The sequence below is a fragment of the Paenibacillus sp. JT31N17 genome, from assembly GCF_056269255.1.
In genome coordinates this window covers 648,454-668,340 of record NZ_JBWDNP010000002.1, presented here as the reverse complement: position 1 = coordinate 668,340, position 19,887 = coordinate 648,454, and the positions used below count along the sequence as shown (strand labels likewise).

22 protein-coding genes are annotated in these 19,887 nt (G+C 51.3%); 6 read left to right on the top strand and 16 right to left on the bottom strand.

Annotated elements, in window-relative coordinates; all coding sequences use genetic code 11:
• Positions 1-9 precede the first annotated feature (9 nt).
• Positions 10-918 (top strand): helix-turn-helix domain-containing protein, encoded by a 909-nt coding sequence (locus tag AC0YOB_RS10450; RefSeq protein ID WP_475790051.1) that lies wholly within the window; start codon positions 10-12, stop codon positions 916-918.
• Between the two features lie 35 nt (positions 919-953).
• Here the strand turns inward: AC0YOB_RS10450 and AC0YOB_RS10445 are convergent, their stop codons facing one another.
• The 4 genes from AC0YOB_RS10445 to AC0YOB_RS10430 are packed head-to-tail and all read right to left on the bottom strand — an operon-like array spanning position 954 to position 4,069.
• Positions 954-1,997, bottom strand: coding sequence for a hypothetical protein (locus AC0YOB_RS10445; protein WP_475790050.1), 1,044 nt, complete (start codon positions 1,995-1,997; stop codon positions 954-956).
• Positions 1,998-2,019: 22 nt separating this feature from the next.
• The gene (locus AC0YOB_RS10440; RefSeq protein WP_475792786.1) at positions 2,020-2,454 is read right to left on the bottom strand and encodes an AAA family ATPase; all 435 of its coding nucleotides are present in this window, start codon (positions 2,452-2,454) and stop codon (positions 2,020-2,022) included.
• A 39-nt stretch (positions 2,455-2,493) separates the two neighbouring features.
• Positions 2,494-3,270: a spermidine synthase gene (locus tag AC0YOB_RS10435; protein WP_475792785.1), complete on the bottom strand. Its 777-nt coding sequence runs from the start codon at positions 3,268-3,270 to the stop codon at positions 2,494-2,496.
• A gap of 37 nt (positions 3,271-3,307) precedes the next feature.
• On the bottom strand, positions 3,308-4,069 hold the full coding sequence (locus AC0YOB_RS10430) for a MerR family transcriptional regulator (protein WP_475792784.1): 762 nt from the start codon (positions 4,067-4,069) through the stop codon (positions 3,308-3,310).
• Between the two features lie 145 nt (positions 4,070-4,214).
• Between AC0YOB_RS10430 and AC0YOB_RS10425 the strand changes: the two genes are divergently transcribed.
• The 3 genes from AC0YOB_RS10425 to AC0YOB_RS10415 all read left to right on the top strand — a co-directional run bounded on the left by AC0YOB_RS10425 (position 4,215) and on the right by AC0YOB_RS10415 (position 6,865).
• Positions 4,215-5,423 carry an MFS transporter gene (locus tag AC0YOB_RS10425; RefSeq protein ID WP_475792783.1) on the top strand — a complete coding sequence of 403 codons (1,209 nt, stop codon included), beginning with the start codon at positions 4,215-4,217 and terminating at the stop codon, positions 5,421-5,423.
• A gap of 270 nt (positions 5,424-5,693) precedes the next feature.
• Positions 5,694-6,248, top strand: a complete 555-nt coding sequence (locus tag AC0YOB_RS10420; protein ID WP_210037454.1) for an NADPH-dependent FMN reductase — start codon at positions 5,694-5,696, stop codon at positions 6,246-6,248.
• 152 nt (positions 6,249-6,400) lie between these two features.
• Entirely contained in the window at positions 6,401-6,865 is a 465-nt protein-coding gene (locus tag AC0YOB_RS10415; protein WP_475792782.1) for a MarR family winged helix-turn-helix transcriptional regulator, read from the top strand.
• 6 nt (positions 6,866-6,871) lie between these two features.
• Here AC0YOB_RS10415 and AC0YOB_RS10410 read toward each other — a convergent pair whose 3' ends face one another.
• The 9 genes from AC0YOB_RS10410 to AC0YOB_RS10370 form a co-directional block, all read right to left on the bottom strand.
• Positions 6,872-7,930, bottom strand: a complete 1,059-nt coding sequence (locus AC0YOB_RS10410) for an NAD-dependent epimerase/dehydratase family protein (RefSeq protein WP_475792781.1) — start codon at positions 7,928-7,930, stop codon at positions 6,872-6,874.
• Between the two features lie 13 nt (positions 7,931-7,943).
• Complete coding sequence (locus AC0YOB_RS10405) at positions 7,944-8,573, bottom strand: NAD(P)-dependent oxidoreductase (RefSeq protein ID WP_475792780.1); 630 nt, start codon at positions 8,571-8,573, stop codon at positions 7,944-7,946.
• A gap of 101 nt (positions 8,574-8,674) precedes the next feature.
• Positions 8,675-9,268: a TetR/AcrR family transcriptional regulator gene (locus AC0YOB_RS10400; protein ID WP_475792779.1), complete on the bottom strand. Its 594-nt coding sequence runs from the start codon at positions 9,266-9,268 to the stop codon at positions 8,675-8,677.
• Positions 9,269-9,344: 76 nt separating this feature from the next.
• Positions 9,345-9,794: a VOC family protein gene (locus AC0YOB_RS10395; protein WP_475792778.1), complete on the bottom strand. Its 450-nt coding sequence runs from the start codon at positions 9,792-9,794 to the stop codon at positions 9,345-9,347.
• 272 nt (positions 9,795-10,066) lie between these two features.
• Positions 10,067-11,065, bottom strand: coding sequence for an oxidoreductase (locus tag AC0YOB_RS10390; RefSeq protein ID WP_475792777.1), 999 nt, complete (start codon positions 11,063-11,065; stop codon positions 10,067-10,069).
• 134 nt (positions 11,066-11,199) lie between these two features.
• A complete protein-coding gene (locus tag AC0YOB_RS10385; protein ID WP_475792776.1) occupies positions 11,200-11,670 on the bottom strand; it encodes a CcdC protein domain-containing protein in 471 nt (156 codons plus the stop codon).
• A gap of 145 nt (positions 11,671-11,815) precedes the next feature.
• The gene (locus AC0YOB_RS10380) at positions 11,816-12,556 is read right to left on the bottom strand and encodes an SDR family oxidoreductase (RefSeq protein ID WP_475792775.1); all 741 of its coding nucleotides are present in this window, start codon (positions 12,554-12,556) and stop codon (positions 11,816-11,818) included.
• Positions 12,549-12,809: an Atu4866 domain-containing protein gene (locus AC0YOB_RS10375; protein WP_475764874.1), complete on the bottom strand. Its 261-nt coding sequence runs from the start codon at positions 12,807-12,809 to the stop codon at positions 12,549-12,551. The genes AC0YOB_RS10380 and AC0YOB_RS10375 overlap by 8 nt, the downstream gene beginning before the upstream one ends.
• A gap of 190 nt (positions 12,810-12,999) precedes the next feature.
• Positions 13,000-13,380, bottom strand: a complete 381-nt coding sequence (locus tag AC0YOB_RS10370; protein ID WP_475792774.1) for a hypothetical protein — start codon at positions 13,378-13,380, stop codon at positions 13,000-13,002.
• Positions 13,381-13,584: 204 nt separating this feature from the next.
• Here AC0YOB_RS10370 and AC0YOB_RS10365 point away from each other — a divergent pair, with 204 nt between their 5' ends.
• Complete coding sequence (locus tag AC0YOB_RS10365) at positions 13,585-14,274, top strand: response regulator transcription factor (protein WP_475792773.1); 690 nt, start codon at positions 13,585-13,587, stop codon at positions 14,272-14,274.
• Positions 14,255-15,739: a HAMP domain-containing sensor histidine kinase gene (locus tag AC0YOB_RS10360; protein ID WP_475792772.1), complete on the top strand. Its 1,485-nt coding sequence runs from the start codon at positions 14,255-14,257 to the stop codon at positions 15,737-15,739. The genes AC0YOB_RS10365 and AC0YOB_RS10360 overlap by 20 nt, the downstream gene beginning before the upstream one ends.
• 181 nt (positions 15,740-15,920) lie before the next feature.
• On the opposite strand, the gene AC0YOB_RS10355 is transcribed toward AC0YOB_RS10360, so the two are convergent.
• The 3 genes from AC0YOB_RS10355 to AC0YOB_RS10345 form a co-directional block, all read right to left on the bottom strand.
• Entirely contained in the window at positions 15,921-16,859 is a 939-nt protein-coding gene (locus AC0YOB_RS10355; RefSeq protein WP_475792771.1) for an SDR family oxidoreductase, read from the bottom strand.
• A gap of 111 nt (positions 16,860-16,970) precedes the next feature.
• On the bottom strand, positions 16,971-18,872 hold the full coding sequence (locus tag AC0YOB_RS10350; protein WP_475792770.1) for a hypothetical protein: 1,902 nt from the start codon (positions 18,870-18,872) through the stop codon (positions 16,971-16,973).
• Entirely contained in the window at positions 18,857-19,642 is a 786-nt protein-coding gene (locus AC0YOB_RS10345) for an ABC transporter ATP-binding protein (RefSeq protein ID WP_475764857.1), read from the bottom strand. The genes AC0YOB_RS10350 and AC0YOB_RS10345 overlap by 16 nt, the downstream gene beginning before the upstream one ends.
• Between the last annotated feature and the right edge of the window lie 245 nt (positions 19,643-19,887).

Genomic DNA, 19,887 nt, shown 5'->3' with positions numbered 1-19,887 from the left:
AATGTCCTTATGTTCCGGCATCCCAAACCGCGATACCTCGAATTAACGGAAATACGGCCAAATGTGCACTGGGCGCAGATTCAGCATGTCCCCCGCAGCAGCGGGCAGCTGCGGACCATTTACGATTTCGAGCTGATGTATGTCTTCCAGGGCGAGCTGCAGATCCATTTTGATGATGAGAGCAGCCGGATTCCCGCCGGGGCGGGCGATTTGCTTCTGCTGCCTTCGTCCATCCGGCATCGGATTGAGATCCTTACGGAGATGGACACGCGGCTGCTGGGGATTCATTTTGATTTCTTCAATGAGCACTCTGCCCTGGCCGAGCAGGATATTGTCGTTCAGGAGGATAAGGTGGTTCTGGAGCGGTTTTGTTCCTTGCCTGTGAACGGGGAGGATCTGCCGGCTTTCGGCCTGCATTACGAGGGAATTCCATTTGAAATGGTGGAATGGATGGAGCGGATTGTGCAGGATCATGCGAGAGGAAGAGGGAATCCGGGCTATGAATTGGCGTGCAGGGGACTGATGCTGCTGATTTTTACCCAATTGTTAAGTCTTCCTGCGAAGTCCAGCCGCCCGAGCCTGCAGTCCCAATACTATGAAGCGGTGCAGAACCTTGCTGCGGACATGGAGCACAGCCCTGGCGGGACCTGGCCAAACGGGGCGATGGCGGAGCGCTTTAATGTGAGCGAGGATCATTTTATCCGTCTGTTCAAGGATATTATCGGGATGAGCCCCCATAAATACCTGCAGTTTGTCAGGCACCGGGAAGCGAAAAGAATGCTGCGTGAAACCGACATGAAGATCGAGCTGATCGGCCGTCAGCTCGGTTATGACGATCTTCATAATTTCAGCAAAATGTTTAAAAAATGGCAAGGCGTCTCCCCCAGAGCTTACCGCAAGCTCAGCATTATGCATTAAGGACAGGAGGCCGGAGACAGAATTTCTGCCGTTGTTTACTCAGCTGCGATGTCCGGATTCGCCGATATAATGGCCTCGGCGGTCTCCCAGACTCTGGGCAGAAACCGTTTAACGTCAGATGCGCGGCGGGTCAGGTCACCGGTGGAGTGAATGCCAAGGTCAGCGATCATGGCAAGAAAGGCCGGAGCATGCGCATGCTGCAGGTCCCATGGAGCGTCTGCGGCGAGAATTTTGTGGCAGCGAGCGAAGGTCGCAGCGATCCAGAAGACTGCTTCCCGGTGATTGCCCGCCCGTACGAGCTCGCGGCTTCCGTCGATCGCAATCGGCCTCGCCGCGGCCGTGATGTCGGTGCTGAAGAAGAAAGGAGTCTTGGCCGCAGCCGCCGCGGCGTCGAAGGTCCGGGCCAGCTCCGATATATGATGTTCAATGCGCCCGGGAGTCAAGCGGGCGCAGCCGAGCAGCTCCAGCAGCTCGTCGTACAGTCCGGAATGGCCGTATTCCTCCAGCACACCGCGGGCGGCGAGATAGCGGAGCCGGACGGTCGGATTGCGAAGCGCGGCTACGAGCAGAACATGCGTGGTTATGCCGGTCGGAAACAGCCACGATGTGACCTGATCATGCAGCGGCGCGGCGGTGTCGAATGAATTCAGCCCATTCTCGATTTTCTCCCGTGCGTTCACGCACCGGCGGAGAACCCATTTCCGCCCGGCAAATTGGCGCGATACCTGAATTTGCAGACTGCGCAGGTACCCGGTAGGATCCGCAATGATGGTATCCGCTCGGAAGCTGCCTGCCAGATGATAGGACGACAGCACATCCTCGACCGAATTGAACAGGCTCAAGGACAGATACGTGGCCTCCACCAGCGTGCCGCGGTAGATGAATTTCCCGAGCTTGAGCGGAGGCTCGTCCCCGGCGACGACGATCACAACGTCAACGTCGGAAGCGGGCGGCAGCTCGGCTTCATCAGGCAGTCCCACCGTCGATCCGCTGTAATACGCCCCCCTGAATCCGGCCTCGCGGCTGGCCTCCTGCAAGATCCATTCCGCCGCTGCTGCCCGTGCATCTCCTACTCTCATATATTCATCCTCCTCCACTTTGTCAAGTCCATTCCGAAACCGTGAAAACGCCGTCAACAATCTGAACGCTGTACAGCTGATCGAAGCCTTCATCGAAATCCGGTTTTTGCAATTTACGAAGTGTGCTCCTCAGGCCCGGCAATGGAACCTTTCCCTGGCTGCGTTTATCATTTCTCGCCATTGATTCCTCCAGGTTCGGTTCAAAATAATAGCCTGTAACCTTGAACTGCTGATTGCGGGCAGCATCCATGTATTTCTGCCGGTCCGCTTTCGTTGGATTCGTGTTATCAATAACAAACGGCTGCTTGGCATTAATTGACGCATCGACAAAAATATGTTCTCTGTGTCTGGTTTTAAGCATATCCAGATTGATTCTTACATGTGTATCATAAAATTTTTCTTTGTAGAAAGTGGATTTCCCTGATGCCTGGATCCCTATGAAAATGACACATTCCAAATCAATCGCCTCTCTCTATCATATTTTAGGCGCTCCGAATCAGAAGTCCCGCTTCTTGTCCCTTATGATATGTCCCGGCTCCAGTTCAATTTCCCGAAATCCTGCCATGGCCTCCGCCTGGAATTCAACAGCTCTGCCGCTTCCCATAATGATAATATTCCCGATACCGGCCGCTTCCTCCCCCGGCAGAAGCAAAGCTTTTGTGCAGGCGTATACTTCCCGGACCGTCGTGTGAATGGCATTGATTACAGTGTCGTTCCTGGGTTTTCCCATAAGGTTCAACATAATGGAGCCTCTAGGGCCAAGCTTTTCAAGGGTCATACCGAAAAATTCCACGGTTGTCAGATGAGGCGGAGTTCCCCTGCTGGTAAAGGCGTCCAAAATAATATAATCCAGCCTTCCAGGCTCTTCATCCGCCAGCAGCTCCCGACCGTCTCCAATGGTTACATTCTCCATGCGGTAATCAAAAAACTCCCTGCTCAGCTCGACCACCCTTCCGTCAATTTCCGCCACCTTGAACCGCTTGTCCGGGTAATGGCCGGCAATAGTGCCAACTCCGTGGCCGATGACAAACACATCCTCGAACGACGGATAATTATACTCCATCAGATGGATCATGGCCCGTGGATATTCCAGCACGATCCGCTTCGGATCCTTCAAGTCGATTGCCCCCTGCACGGCATGGTCCGAAAACTGCAGGAAGCGGTATCTCCCTGTCTTCCCATACAGCTGTGCCGCCTCGTAAACGCCGATCTCCTGATGCCTGCTGATCTCCCTGGCTAGCTGACGCAAATGCCCGATCTCCTTCACTATCATCTATTTATCATTTCCCGGATATCCCCTATTGCTTCCATTACCCGCCTGCTGTGTCCTCTGCCGCGAATGCTTCTGCCGCTGCGGCAAGAAAATAGGCCAGGCCGGTCTGCTGATCCTCAAGCATGCGAAGATGAAAGTCGTCAGAGAGGAAGAAGCGTGTTTGCGCAGCAAAATCATGAGCGGATATTTGATGGCCGTGCTGATTCATAAAATGGATATGGCTGCGGATAACATCCCGCATTATCGCATCATTATGCTTCAAGCCTGCTCTCAATGCATCTGCCATATGCATCATAAATGCTGCCGCCTCCGATGCCTGCTCATTCATCTTCTGTACATCGGCTTCGGCAACCTCCAGAGCGTCGACCGAATAGGTCTTCTTCAAATAATCATTTTGTCCGCGCAGCGCTTCATTCCACTCCTCCATGGTTTCAAAGCCCTTGAACAAATCCCGTTTATTCATGTTCTCCCCTTTCTCTGTGTGCTCCATGGATAATTTCAAGGTTTCTATAATGTTTTCCAGCCTTTGCTTGCGGGCAAGCAGCAGCTCCTCCTGCTGCGACAAGATGGACAGCCGTTCCTGCTCTCCTTGAAGCAGCTCCCTAATTGTCTCCAGAGGGAAATCCAGCTCCCGGTAGAACAAAATATGCTGCAGGCGTTCAAGCTCCTTCGTTCCGTACAGCCGGTATCCCGCTTCCGTGATCTCGTGCGGAATAAGGAGACCTATCTTGTGATAGTGGTGAAGCGTCTTGATCGTGACCATGGATAATGACGATACCTCTTTTACCGTATAGAGCATCTGGCTCACTTCCTTTCAATTTCCACTCTAAAGCCTTCCCTAAGAGGAGAGTCAAGTCCGGGCAGCGACCATAAATAATTTGACTCTCCCCTTGAAGGAGGGCCTAAGCTTACGTCCGAGATGATATCAAGGAGGAAGCATAGCCATGTCAAATTCCATTCACCTGCTTCGCAACAAATTTGTACGCGTCATTCTGATTTCCAATCTCTTCTCACAATTCGGAATCTGGATCAGAAATATGGCGGTCCTCTTATACGTCATGGAAAGCTCGAATGGGGATGCGCTGGCCGTTTCGATGATTGCTGTCGCCGAGTACGCGCCGATCTTTATTTTCTCATTCATTGGCGGTGTATTCGCGGACCGGTGGCGTCCCAAAAGAACGGTCGTCTGGTGCGAAGGCATAAGCGCTTTATCGGTATTGATTGTTTTCTTCCTGATACAATCCGGATCATGGACGGCCGTGTTTTTCGCTGCCCTGATTTCCTCGATTCTATCACAGTTTGCGCAGCCATCCGGCATGAAGCTGTTCAAGAACCATGTAAAGGATGAAGAAGCGCCAATTTGCATGTCACTGCTTCAGATGCTTTTTTCAGTTTTTATGATCATAGGTCCGATTCTAGGAACGCTTGTCTACCAGCAGACAGGAATTGGTGTCTCGATTCTGCTAACCAGTGTCTCTTTTCTCATATCCGCATTTGTCATGCTGTTTATTCCGGCAGATCCGGCAGTTCCCTCGGATCAGTCCGCTGAACCGGCCTCCCTGCTTCGTGAGATGGCGGACGGCATTCGTTATGTCATCTTCAACAGGGAGCTTTTGCGCCTTAGTCTATGCTTCACGCTTGTCGGACTCGGCGTAGGGCTGATATCGCCTTTAAGTATTTTCCTCGTCACCGATCGTCTGGGGTTGCCGGCGCATGACCTGCCATGGATCACCATTCCTTACGGACTGGGGGAAATGCTCGGAGGAGTCCTAGCGTTTGCTGTGGCTGCCCGAATTGCTCCGCAGCGTCTTCTTCTGATGGGATTGCTTGTCAACGGATTGGGCATCCTGCTAATCGGATTATCTTCTGTACTTTGGATTACGATGGCCGCGCAGTTCATTATAGCGCTTCTGCAGCCGGCTATATTTATTGGCAACAATACGTTAGTCATGAATCATACCGAGCAAGCGTTTATCGGCCGGGTTACCGGAATCCGGACACCGCTTATGACCGGTTCCATGCTTCTTATGATGAGTGCTTCCGGTGTTCTGAAGGATGCATGGTCCCTTGCCATCGTGTATGAATTGGCCGGTCTATGTTTTCTTGCGGGTCTGTTATTCATCGTACCCATCCATCGCAGCCGCAGTCAATAACCGCTTCATATCCGGGCTTGCTTCGACAGTCAAATCTTCACGCCCATATTTCGATTGACAATAAAGTATCCTAATGTTAGGATTAAAAAGTCCTATAAATATTATATATATGATTATTTTATATAGGATTGGGAGGGAGTGAAGTCCAGAAAGCTTTCATCACAAGCATCATAATAAAACGTAGCTGATTAGTCCAAACTAGTCTAAGATTACGCATCTATACACGATGGTCTTCGATTTCAAAAAAAAGAATTCATGGAGGAGTTTACGATGTTAAAAATAGCGATTATACTTGGAAGCACACGTCCGGGCCGCAATGGTGAAGCTGTAGCACGCTGGGTAACCGATATTGCAAAGAAACGCAGCGACGCTTCATTCGAGCTTGTGGATATTGCGGATTTCAATTTGCCATTGCTCGATGAGCCGGTACCGCCGTCCATGGGACAATACAGCAAACCGCATACGATCGCCTGGTCTGAGAAAATTGCTTCCTTCGACGGCTTTGTATTCGTAACACCCGAGTACAACCATGCAACCTCCGGCGCGCTCAAGAATGCCATTGATTTTCTCTTTAAAGAGTGGAATCATAAAGCGGCAGGCTTCGTGGGCTATGGCGGCAGCGGCGGCGCGCGCGCAATCGAGAATCTGAGGCTGATTGTAGGCGAGCTTCATATCGCCGATGTACGCGCTCAGGTCGGACTTTCCCTGATCACCGATTTCGAGAATTATAGTGTTTTCAAACCGGCCCCTCACCAGGAGTCTGCGGTTAACACGATGCTTGACCAGGTTATCGCCTGGAGCGGCGCGTTGAAAACATTGCGTTAATAAGAATTGCAATGCTCCATGCTCGAATCAGCAGCAAGCCGGGTCAGTTCTCTTCTGATCCAGCTTGCTTTTGCTATGGATAGAGCAGTTGTTTCGACGCAGGCAACGGACCTCCAATCCGGAGGTCCTGATTTATAAAAGGAGGCAAGGCAATGTCACAGCCAGATGAGCACAACGAGCTTGACCTGAGACTGTTCCGGATATGGATGAAAGCTTCCAGAGCCGTCTTTGACAATGTACGAAACGATATTGAGGATCATGGCATTAGTCAGGAGCATTTCATGATTCTGGAGCTGCTCTACAGCAAAGGTCCCCATCCCATCCAAAAAATCAGCGAGATTTTCTCCATTCCCAGCGGAAGCATCACCTACGTCGTCGATAAACTGGAACAAAAAGGATATGTCAGACGCGAGCCAAGTCCAACCGACCGCAGAGGCTCCAATGTAACCCTTACACAGCAAGGTCAAGCTCTGCTCGGCGGCATCTTTCCGAAGCATGCTGAAGTGATTTCCAATAATCTATCATTTATCAGCAAAGAGGATAAGCTGAAACTCATAGATTTGTTAAAAGCCATTGGACTGGGCGCGGAAGCCCTCGCAAACAATACCAAGCCCTGAACTATTCTATATGGATCGTAATGGCGAAGCAAAAAGCTTACTTGCCTCTTGGCTCGATGATGCCGCTCGCAATAAGATTATCCATCGTATCCCGGACCATCTGAAGCAAATGGGTGTCTTGTATTTGTAAACATTCGGATATTTCGTTTTCATGACGGTATTTACCCTCAATTTTGAATAAATGGATGCGACATCGGCACTGAAAAACTTCATTATCCATAACAGAAAATGCGGCGCCACTCTTGATGTTACCTTGTAACCAAGCTGGGAATAGTTATCCCGTATGAGCTCGGCGAGATCGAAATATTTCCCCCTTGCCGCCATGCTCAAATGACGATGGCCATTCGTTTCGGGATCATTCATAATCGCAATATGCATGCGGGCGCAGTCGCGCACATCGACATAATAAACCGTCATATCCGGGAACATCGGCATTTTGCCTTCCGCAATGTTTTTCACCGTCTCACTGCTGAAGCGCGCCCACGGCACGAGAGATGGCCCCAGAATCATGCTCGGATTAATAGTAGACAGCGCCACCTGCTTCGGATTGCGTGTTTGATCCCGTGCGATCTCCCATGCAATTCTCTCCGCCCGCGTCTTGCTGCGGAAATAATCGCCGGGCCCATTCGCGTCCGTCCAGTCATCTTCATTGAACGTTGTCTTGGAAGAAGGGTGGCCATAAGCCACTGCCGCTTCCGAACTCGTAACCACGACTTTTTTCACCGTATCGGAGCAAAGCGCGGCATTCATCAGAAATTCCGTGCCTTTGGTAGCCCCGCCGATTCGATCGGTCTCCGTCTTCACCGCCTGCGGGCTTGCGACGTGGAATACCCACTTCACCCCATCCACCGCTTGATCCCAACCGTTTTCCTTCCTCAGATCGGCTTCGACAAATTCAATGCCGGGCAGCAGCTCGCTCAGCTTCTCCAATTGCTCACGATTATTAAGGCTTCGAACGGTTCCTCTGACCCGGTAGCCCTCCTCAATCAGATAATGCCCAATCCAGGACGCCAGATATCCGCTGATTCCCGTTACCAAACAAAGATCGCCTTTTTGCATACTCATGATTCATTTCCTCCTAATAGATGACTGTGGATTTGTTGTTAAATTTATGACTCTCTAGCTGATCAACCATAAAAACCGCCACATCCATCCGGGAGACTCTGCCAAGCATGGGAGCACGCGCCGTATCCAGCCGGTAACGTCCCGTCCTTGGCCCATCGGTAAGCGTCGGAGGCTCCACGATCGTCCAGCTGAGCCCGCTTTGCCTGATACGGCTGTCCTGCTGCCGTTTATCCATGGACTCCCGGCGGAAAAGCAGGACAGACAGCCACACCGCGAGTTTGGTCCCGAACCTCATCTGCAGCCGGCTGTCGCGGCTGATGCCGAACCCCGTCACCGCAATGATCCGCGGAACGCCGGCCTTGCGCATCGCGGAGAGGATATGCGCGGTTCCTTCGGAACAGATATCAGGCGGACTGCCGCCGCTTGCTCCTATTGCGCACAACACCGCGTCCTGCCCGACAACCGCTTGCTCCACCTCATCCGCGATCAGCACATCACCTTCCACAATGCGAAGGTTCTTATGCGCATGCGGGATTCGGCCCGCCTTTCGCACAAATGCCGTAACCTCATGTCCCTGCTTCAGCGCTTGTTCGATGAGCTGCCGGCCTGTAAGACCGCTTGCTCCAAAAATGATTACTTTCATTCCATGCGTCCTCCAAAAATATAATTTATTCATAAATGAACGTCTATTTATAATTATTAAAATAAAAAAGTGTTCATTTATTTATATGGAAAAAAATTTGTCTACGTCTTTATTGCATCCCAGCTCATTTGAATGGCTGTTTGAAGGCTTCTCTCATCGAATAGAAATTCGCCCTTGATCTGAGCCTTGGCGAGCTGCGCGATGGGCATCACAGAATATATGATAAGCAAATTAACATCCTCTTGTTTGAATAGCTTTTCGCTCTTGCCTGTTTCAAACATTCTGAATACCGGCTCGTACAGCGAACTGGTTTCTTCCAGACACCAATTCTGCAGCAGCGGGGAGTTGGTTACCTGCTCCATAAACATAAAATTATCGCCATGGTTTAGAATGAACTTTACAAAGTTCCGGGCAAAGAAGTTAAACTGTTCTCTCACAGGAGCTGCTTCATCCATCCCATGAAACAATTTTTCACTCATCATCTTTTTGGCCTTCAAATAGGTTTTCCCCAGCATATCCTCCTTATTCTCAAAATAAATGTAAATGGTTGCAGCCGATACATTGGCTTTCTTGGCAATCTTGGAAATGGATGTTTCGGCAAAGCCGATTTCATTCACAAGCTGAATGGTGGCATCGTAAATCGCTTCTATTTTGTTGTCATCTCTTTGTCTCATGAAGCAATAATAAACGATCATTTATCTTAAGTCAACCATAAAAATTATACCTTGATTCGGGGGTATAATTTTATGGCAAGCCGGCTGTTCAACATGCCTACCCGTTGTAGGCTTGTTTAAGAAGCGCAATATCGATCTTATCCATTTGAAGCATCGCCTTCATGGCTCTTCCCGATTTTTCAGCGTCCTCGCTGTGCAGCATTTCACCCAAGGCAGAAGGTATGATCTGCCAGGACAGCCCGTATTTGTCCCTCAGCCAGCCGCATCTTTCTTTGGATCCGCCAGCGGACAGCTTCTCCCACAATTCATCGACTTCCTGCTGCGTCTCACAATTCACGAATAACGAAATGGCAGGCGTGAAGGTGAAATGAGGACCGCCGTTCAATGCCATAAATTCTTGTCCTTCCAGCTGGAAGGTTCCTGACATAACCGCTCCCTGGTTGCGGTGAAGACTCAAAATTTTTGAATTTTTAAAGATAGACGTATAAAAGTTGATTGCCTCCTCCGCCTGATCGTTGAACCACAGGAAGGTGGTGATTTTTTGCATAAACCTTCAGCTCCTTTTTCATCCTATTGGAATAGTCCGGATTATTCTCTTAAAACGAATAGTAGCATAAAATCGGAACTGCAGTTTCTTCTGGATTGCTGTTTTTGCAGGATTTCTTCATGTGCGCTGCATATCCGGAAATATTCATGTCTGCCCTGGCATGCGCATTATGCGCTGCCCCCTGCCGCCATGGGTTGTTCTGGAACCTCACAAAAACAGGCCCGGGATTGCCCCGGGCCTGCTCCAACCTATCCTATAGCTCAATTAACCGCTCAGATGCTGAACTTCACGCCTGTAAGCTCTTCGCTTAGCGACCAGAGCCGCTTCGCATCATCGGGATCGACTGCCCATGGCCGAACCCCTGTGCCCTTTACACTATCGGCCGGGACAGCTTCAGCGATATCGCTGTCCTCACAGTAGACACCGCCCATTCCGTCCAGCTGACCGCTGGTTGCACACCAGACGCTCGTCGCCGCTCCCTGCTGAACGTTCTTCATTTGATCGGCTTTCCTGCCGCCAACCGGCTTCCCATTCTCGTCCTTCACCATCTGGGGAGCATTTTCTTCCGCTGTCAGGCTGCGCCCTATATCAGTCGGAATTAGACCGGGATGAACGGAGAAGGCGCGGACTCCATAAGATCTTCCACGCTTGTCCAGCTCCAGGGCGAACAATATATTGGCCGATTTGGACTGGGCATAGGCCTTCCATTTGTCATATTCCCTGCGTTCAAAATTCGGATCGTCAAAGTCGAGCCCGCCCAGCCGGTGCGCCCGCGAGGACAGGGCAACGACCCTGGCCCCTTCGGACTTGCTCAAGGCAGGCCAAAGCCTTGCCGTCAGCTGGAAATGCCCGAGATGATTCGTCGCGAATTGGGATTCATATCCGCGGGCATCCCTTGTAAGCGGGTTTGCCATGATGCCTGCGCTGTTCACCAGGATGTCGAGCGCTCTTCCCGAAGCGAGGAACCGTTCCGCGAAGCTGTCGATCGAAGCCGGATCCATAAGATCCAGCGTTTCCATTTCCAGCCGCGGGATGCCGGCAAGTGCTTGCTGCGCTTTCTCCGGCGTCCGCACGGGTACGATAACCACCGCTCCGGCCTCCGCCAGAACCCGCGAGGTTTCAAGTCCGATACCGGAATAACCGCCTGTCACTATGGCAACTTTGCCTGTCAGATCGCGGCTGCCGATGACTTCCCTGGCTGTTGATTGAGGACCGAAGCCCGAGGGAATCGGCTGTTGTGCTGTATCTTTAATACCTGTAAATGACGTCATCCTGCTCCACCGGCCTTTGATTGTTTATTCATTCCGAAACCCATTTGAATTAGAATATCCATCATTGTCGGAATGTAAAACAATCTTACACCTTAAAGTTGACTTTAAGGCAAGAGCCTTTTATATAATAAGGATCAGACATGTGCCCGGCTGTTCACGGCACGCTGGAGTTTAGCGAAGATCGCGATTCTCCAAACCGCGATGTAGCTTAGAGTGGCGACATTAAGAATAAATTCAAGTGTTGTTGAATCAATACCCGTTATCAATCCCATCAGTGCAAAGCGGAGCGCAAAAACCACTATCAGGATGACAAATACAGCACTGCTGCGCTGAAAATAAATGCCGTCTGACCGGATTTCAAAATTTGTCGCGATAACAAGCGGTACGGCAATAACGAGACCTGCCACCAGCGCAAGAATAATTTGATCCTCCCGCACATGCAGATCCGGATCGAGCAATTGAAACAAGCAGGTGGCGATATAAATAATCGGCAGCAGCAGCGTGATACCCGATTGCCGGATCGGGTTCTTCATGCCCCGGGACAGACCGGAAACGATGAGAATAAAAATCAATACAGAAATCACCATAGACGCGGGCGCACTCATGCTTCCATACACTCCCTTTAATCGGCTTCTAAATCAAAGTATCCCCGATTCGAGAGTGATTCAATAGTGAAAATAATCATGGGCCCCGGATGACTTACTTTATTTCAAACGTCTGCAGTCGATAATCCCGTGCAATAACCCGCAGCTAATTGGAGCTTGCGGTCGGCCTTACAATGATCTCGTTCACATCCACGTCCTCCGGCTGCTCCATCGCAAATAGTATTGTCCGGGCGACAGCAGCCGCTGAAATTGAAATACGCCGATACTCCTTCATCTGCTGCCGTGCTTCCTCATCGGAGATATGATCCGCAAGCTCCGATTCCGTTACTCCCGGCGAAACAAGCGTCACCCGGATACCGTTTCCGGCCTCCTGGCGCAGCCCGTCGGTAATTGCCCGGACCGCGTATTTCGTGGCACTATAAACAGCAGCGGTCGGAACTACCCCGTACGCTCCTATGGAAGCGACATTGATAAATTGGCCGAATCCCTGTTTCTGCATAATGGGAAGGCCTGCCGCTATGCCATGAAGCACGCCGCGGATATTCACATCGATCATGCGGTCCCATTCGTCAACTTTCAGCGCTTCCAGCTTCGAGAGCGGCATAACCCCGGCATTGTTCACAATAACATCCACATGGCCGTATTTATCTTTAGCAAAGCCGATAAAAGCCTCCATTTGCTCCCTGCTTGTAACGTCCAATACCTGGTACTCGGCTGAGCCGCCTTCAGCACGAATAGCGTTTACGGCAGCCTCCAACCGGTTGAGACGTCTTGCTCCCAATACGACATGTGCCCCATTCGCAGCCAGAAGCCGTGCGGCTGCTTCTCCAATTCCGCTGCTTGCTCCTGTAATAGCCACAACTTTTTTTGAAATATTTTTATACATTTTTTTCCTCCCGGTAAAAAATCATTCCTCCGTGATAGAGAACATCGTCCCGAAACTCGCCATCCGCAGTAAATCCGGTATCGTCCACATAATCAATGCGGTTGCCTTTAACGCTATAGCTTCCCGTATAGGCGCTTTTCCGGTTGCCGCGGGCTTCATCGTAACGGCCGTCAGGCAGAAGCTCCTGCCGGATATGGCCATCCTTGGTGACCCACATGCCGACGTACGGATGAGTAGTTGAATGTTGATTCATTTCGTATTCTCCCTTCCTGACTTCAATTGCTTGGTCTCTTCCACATTATGAAACGATTCCGATTGAAGGAGATAGTCCATTCATCGCAAATGATTGCCTGATCCTCCAGGCCGTTGTCTGAAATAAAAAAAAAATAACCCTCCGAATATCGGAAGGTGGGGAATAGCCTAAAGGGTGAACGCCTGTCCTGTTATTGCTCAACCGTATACCGCAGCAGAATTTCATTATCCAGCTTCAAATTGCCTGTCCAGATAAATTTGCCTTTACTGAATTCCTCCCTGAGATTGGTGTAGGGATTTTTATTGTCCACCCCTGCCTCTTTCTCGGAATAAGTCGACACCTGCGGCCAGCTTGTATTGTCGAAATCAACGGCATACCAATCAGCCGGAACGGCAACATGAGCAGAGCCCCGGGTAAAGCTGGCAGCCGGAACGGATCCATCAACAGACTTGTCCGGCTGCGAGGCGGCGGCTGGCTCCGTACCGGATGACTGATCCCCGGCGCTCCTGTTTTCGGCGGAACAACCCGACAGGAATAACCCAATTGCGATCAATAGAAGCCTGATTTTCACTTCGCGTTCCCCTCTTCCCGTCACGGTTCAATATAAGCCTGAACTATGTCAAGATGAAGTCAAAGCTCTGACATTCACCTGACATCTTCATCGCTTATAATGAAACACATGACAATCTTCGAAGTATGGATATTCCGTGCACCGGACTGTATAATTCTTTCTGAAGCGGAATCATATTGCGCATCAGACATCGGGGGATATAGAGTGGGAACCATTATGATCGTTGAAGACGAGGATCCGATTTCCCGGGTGCTCGCGGCATATATTCGCAAGGCCGGTTTTGACTGTGCAATATTCAAGGACGGCCTCCAGGCGATGGAGTCCTTCGATACCGTCCGGCCTGAGCTCGTGCTTCTCGACGTTATGCTGCCAGGCATGGACGGCTGGGAAGTGCTGAACGGCATCCGCCGCAAAGGCCCCTGTCCCGTCATTATGCTGACCGCAAGAGGAGAGGTAACAGACCGCATCCACGGCTTGAACGAAGGAGCCGATGATTATATGACCAAGCCTTTCGAGCCGGAAGAGGTTGTCGCCAGAATTCATGCTGTGCTGAGGCGTCCTCCCCGGTCGCTGGTCAGCTCGGAACAGGTTGTGATCGGGAGCCTGAGGATCGATTTTAAATCCCGCAGCGTTTATTTGAACGGCGCGAGCCTGTCGATTACGCCCCGCGACCTGTCTCTTCTATTATTTTTGACGGAGCATCCGAATCAGATCTTTTACCGGGAGCAGCTGATTGAGAAAGTATGGGGAATCGACTATGATGGCAGCGACCGGGCAGTGGATTTAGCGATCAAACGGCTGCGCAAAGCGCTGCTGCACTGGCCGGCGGAAGAGGGAGAACTTAGAACAATGCGAGGAACGGGGTATCAGCTTTATGCGAACGGGCTCAAATAAACGGAGCACACTGCTCAGTCACTGGACTATCCGCTACGTGCTTACTTTATTCGTGGGCCTGGTCACGATCGGATTCGCGTCCGTCCTGTGGATCCGGCATGATACCATGAAGGAGCGAATGAATTCTCTCAAAGCCTTCACTGAAGCAGCGGCTCAATATATTGCAGACGGGGAAGGAGAAATCGCCATTCCAGGCGATTTCTACGAATGGATCGATAAAACGCAGCGCCGCTATAAAATCCCGGGGCAATTTGGATTAACCGTATTTGATCGCAGCGGAGCCTCATTATTTTTCAAAGAAGGACCTTCGCAGGATTCGGAATCCGGCAATCCTCCGCTTCCAGCCTCCGCACCTCCGTCAGAATCAGAGACCGATCCCTCGGAAGCCGACCCCGTATTTCCCTCCGCCCCCCCTCTTGCCGATGAGATCCGCGTAGAGAAAACAGGACATATGTATGGCATTTCCGCTCCCGTCGCTTATGGGGATTCCATTATCGGAACTGTGGCCATTTCTTATTCCTACCGGGAACTTGCCAAGGTGAATCAAGACTACGGCCTGATTATTTCCCTGCTTTTGTGTTCAGGCGTATTAGGCTGGATAATGATCTATTTGCTGTCGCGAAAATTAAGAAAACCGATCCTTCAGCTTGCCGCAGCGCTGAAAAAAATGGAAGCCGGAGACTACCGGCTGAGTGTTCCGGAGCATGTAAGAGAAAAGGAGATTCATGATTTCTTTGTCTCCTTCCAGGCGATGGCGGCACGTCTGGGAAAGCTGGAGGAGCTGCGGACGGAGCTGCTTGCCGGAGTGACTCATGAGCTGAAAACGCCAGTCGCCTCTATTCACGGTCTGATTCACGCTGTCCGGGACCATGTCGTAACCTCTGACGAAGCGGAAGAATTTCTGGATATTTCACTGGAACAGACCCAGCGGCTGCAGCATATGGTATCCGACCTGCTCGACTTCAACTCCTTTGCTTCCGGTAAAATCAGCGTTCAAACCGATTCGATCGATTTGGGAAAATTACTGGGGGAGATCGTCTATCAATGGAGTCTTCTCTACCAGGACAGCCGTCTCGAAATTGCAGCCGATATACCTGAACGCACATTCATGGCAGTCGGAGATGCCAGCCGCATTCAACAAATTCTTGTGAATTTGATGAATAACAGCAGACAGGCAATGAAGGATGAAGGAAGGATTGCCGTATCGCTTTCCGAGCATTCGGATCAGGACTTTGAAATTCTCGTTCAGGATAATGGCCCCGGCATTCCAGAGGACGAACACGCCAACATATTCGAAAGGTACTACAGGGGCGAACGCAAGAAGCATTCCGTCGGCGGCCTTGGTCTGGGTCTCACGTACAGCCGAATGCTCGCTGTCGCCATGAACGGCCAGCTTGCTTTGAAGCGCAGCACACCGGAGGGCGCAACCTTCCAGCTATTGCTGCCAAAACAGAACCCGGCTTAATCTGCAAATCATATTCGTATATCTCTTGATCTTATAGGCTCCATAAAAAAGCGGTCATCCGGAAAGCTGCCGGATAACCGCTTTTTTTTGCCATCAGCCACTCCCTGGATCCGTTGCTCCCTGGCACATACCAGTCCCATCTTGTTTTCCACCATGGTTCCTTATTCTCCAACCCCTTGCTTCAGGTAACGACCGAGCCGCCATTGACAAAATATATCTGTCCCGATATGTAGGAGGAATCATCTGAAGCCAGCAAAACATATACAGGGGCCAATTCAAACGGCTGCCCCGGTCTTCTCAGCGGAACATCCGTTCCAAAGGTTTTTACCTCTTCTGCCGTGAATGCGGACGGGATCAGCGGTGTCCAGGTTGGTCCGGGCGCGATCGCGTTGACCCGTATCCCTTGACCCGCAAGCGAAAGAGCTAACGAACGCGTAAAGGATACGATGGCTCCTTTCGTAGCTGTGTAATCTATCATATGGTCCGAGCCTGAGAAGGCGGTATCCGAGGTCGTATTGATGATTGTGCTTCCTGCATGGAGATGAGGCAGCGCCGCTTTGGTCATTTCGAAAAAAGAAATAATATTGGTTTGGAATACATTCATCAGCTGCTCTCTCGTAATATCCAAGATGCTTGCCTGATGAATCTGCACGCCGTGATTGTTCACAAGAATGTCCAGCCGTCCGTAAGCCTGGATCGTGGCCTCCACCGCGTAGCGGCTGGATTCTTCCTTTCTTAGATCTGCGGCAATGAGCAGACATTGGCGGCCAAGCTTGTTGATCATTTGTTTCGTTTCAGCCGCATCCTGGTGCTCATCGAGGTAGACAATCGCCAGATCCGCCCCTTCCTTGGCGAAGGCTATGGCGGCGGCCCGTCCGATTCCGCTGTCCCCGCCAGTAATAATCGCAATCTTATTATTCAGCCTGCCGCTGCCTGTATAGTCAGGATTCTCGGAAATCGGCCGCGGAGTCATCAGGTACTCAAAACCCGGCCGCCTGTTTTGATGCTGCGGCGGAAAAACGACAGGGACATTGGTGCACTGCTGTTCCCAGCCTATATATGGATATACGGGATAAGTAATCGTAATTCTCCTCTCTTGTACTGCAATTTTATAACTCACTATATTCAGCTGGAATTATAAAATGCCTAAGCCGCAAATATGCTGCCATGTATATCTGCGGCCACTCGAACCGGAAGCATACTGCGCAACCGGTCCTCCAAGTTTGGTGTTTTATGATTTACCTTCAACCATTTCCATCGTCCGGGAATCAACTGCGGACAACTTCCTTCTCTGTGAGAAATAGATATACACGGCATTGCCAAAAGCGATTAGCCCCACGCCAATCATAAGCGCAATGACCGGCCATTGCCACAACCCGGGAAGATAGAGGGCGAGGAACCAGAGGGGATCGCCGCCGCCGGAAAGCTTGATGCCAAGCGGAACAAGACCTTGCGGAAACAAAGCGAGCAGACCGAAGAACACGCAGAAATAAAAGACGGTTTTGACGCCCGCGGACATGCTTCTTGTGACGACGTAAAAATCAGGTTTGACGGAATCCGCCGCCGCCGCTTGGACAGGGTCATGCCCTCTGAGCATCAGATTAAGGAGCTCCGGTCCGCGGGCTTCCAGCCTTTTGCTGGCCAGACGGCCAAACCACCAGTAGTAGAAGCTTCCGGTCAGAAGCGCTGCCGGAACCCCCGACCATTGAACCCAATCCATATCCAGATAGGTTCCCCATACCGCCAATCCAAAAGCGGGAGCGATCAGGACCAGGGTTACAAGCATCAGCGACATGAATTGCCACCAGCCTATAGGATGGTCGAACATATCGTCGCCGCGCTTGTGTGCGTCTGTCATCGGTTCGAGGCGGTGGACCGAATTCAGCACAACAAGTCCGGCTCCGGCACCCAAAGCTGCAATAATAAGCGGAAGCGCAAGCGGCACAGCCCAGTAATATCCGCTGATAAAAATCATGGCGAAGGTGATAATCAGAGCCGGAGGCGCAATAATCAACAGCCAAGCCAGCTGTCGTCCCCGAATATCATACCGCTCGGCCTGTGAGGTAACGAGCGTCATCCACAGAGCGCTTCCGTCCGACCCGTACAAATTGGCAGTGGTGCCTGCCGCCGTGATGACGAAGATTGCCCCGGTCCATGGCAGTAAAAATAAATTGCCGGCAGATACAGGATATAGACATAAGAAAATGCTATAGAATAAGGCGAAGTAAACAAATCCGGATCGTGTATAATCCCTTCCCCACGCTATGAGTTCTTTGCGGGCTACCGTTCCCGTCCGGTTGGCGAAAAAGCCGTATGGGGAGTCAGGCTTGCTGGATAAGCGATTCCGCTGCGGCTTGGTCGTTAACCGTTTCACCAACAAGATCGCCCATAAGGAACGAAGCAGCAGAATGACAAGAACCATTCCTGCCAGATAGGCGGTGGAGAATGCCCATTGTCCGCTGCGCGCGGCCTCAACTGCTGCTGTTCCCCAGCTTGAAGGGAGGACATTCAGGAGAGTTGAAAGCCGCGCAGGGAGTTCAAGCGTCATGATATTATAATCCGCGTCCAGCAGCATCCACCCCGAGATGAAGAAGGCCATGATAGCTCCTGTTACCATCGCTCCCAATGCTGAGCTGAGCTGGGACCTGGTGAGCTTTCGCATGACGCTCGTCACAACACGGGACAAGGCAACGGCGAGAATCAGCTGCAGTATGACCGCCGGTATGGCAACAACCGCCGGCATCACGCCAAGGCCAGCAGCATAAATAACCAGAGGAATGAAAGCAAGCAAACTGATGACCGCGGGAACCCCGATGAATGACGCGCCGAGAAGTCCCGTTGCAAGCTGATTCGGAGTAACCGGCAAAAACCTGAAGTTCTCCGGTATGAGCGTCTTGTCTTCCCCGCTGAATAAAATCGGTCCGAGTGCCCAGCCCAGCGTCCATATACCGAAAATGATCATGAGCCTGTCACTGGCAAGGCGCGGCGATACTTGATCAGGCAGTCCCAGAGCAAACGTAAGGATGACGCCGGTCAAGCCGAAGATCACGCCCCAGCCCAGCCGGACCAGGCTCGGGCCGCTGAGGCTGCCCCGCAGAACAGCCAGCTTCATCCGCATCATGACAATAACCACGACAACCCCTCCTTGCCTCCGGCTTGCCCTTCGACGAGCTCGACGAATCTATCCTCCAGATTTTGGCCTGCTTGCACGTCCTTCATCGGACCCGCAGCCTTCACATTGCCTTTGCTGATGACAGCCAACGAGTCGCACATCTGTTCCACGGTAGCCATCACATGGCTGGAAAATACGACGGAACCGCCATGCTCCACGAAGCGGCGGAGAATGTTCTTGATCGTCGCCGCCGAGACGGGATCCACTGCCTCGAACGGCTCATCGAGCACCAGCAGCTTGGGGCCGTGAAGCAGAGCGGTCGCCAGGGCAATCTTCTTGCGCATGCCGGTTGAATAGTCGCCTACGAATGTTTCCCGAGCATCCAGAAGGTCCAGTACGGTTAGAAGCTCCAGGGAGCGAAAGTCTACCGTCTTTTCATCCAGCTTGCGCAGCAGGCCCATATACTTCAGAAGCTCCAGGCCGGTCAGCCGCTCCGGCATCGACATGCCGTCAGGGAGTACGCCGATCAGCTCCTTGGCAAGTGCCGGGGTACGCCATATATCCACCCCGAATATTCGCGCCGTACCGGCATCCGGGCGAAGCAATCCGGTCGCCATCGATAACGTGGTCGTCTTGCCGGCCCCGTTTGGTCCAACCAGTCCGAAAAACGATCCTGCCGGTATCGTCAAGTCGATATGGTCGACTGCCACCTTCGAGCCAAAAGCTTTATAAATGCCCTGCAGCTCAAGCGCCGGCGTTCCATCCTTTGGAGTATTGCGTACCGTTGTCATTTACCTCTCCCCTTTATGGGCTATTTTTATCAACAGCTACATTGGTTAGTTACTTATGTAACTAACTATATATCCTAAAAAAATAGCTGTCAATACTTTATATGACAAATCGGGCTGCCTTTTTATCTGTTTCATGAATTGCAGTATGTGCTCAGGTCGGTTTTATTTCCGAACCCTATTATGGTTACCGCGGGTATTGAATATGGGTTTGTAAACATAAAAAAAAACGACATTTCTGCCGTTTG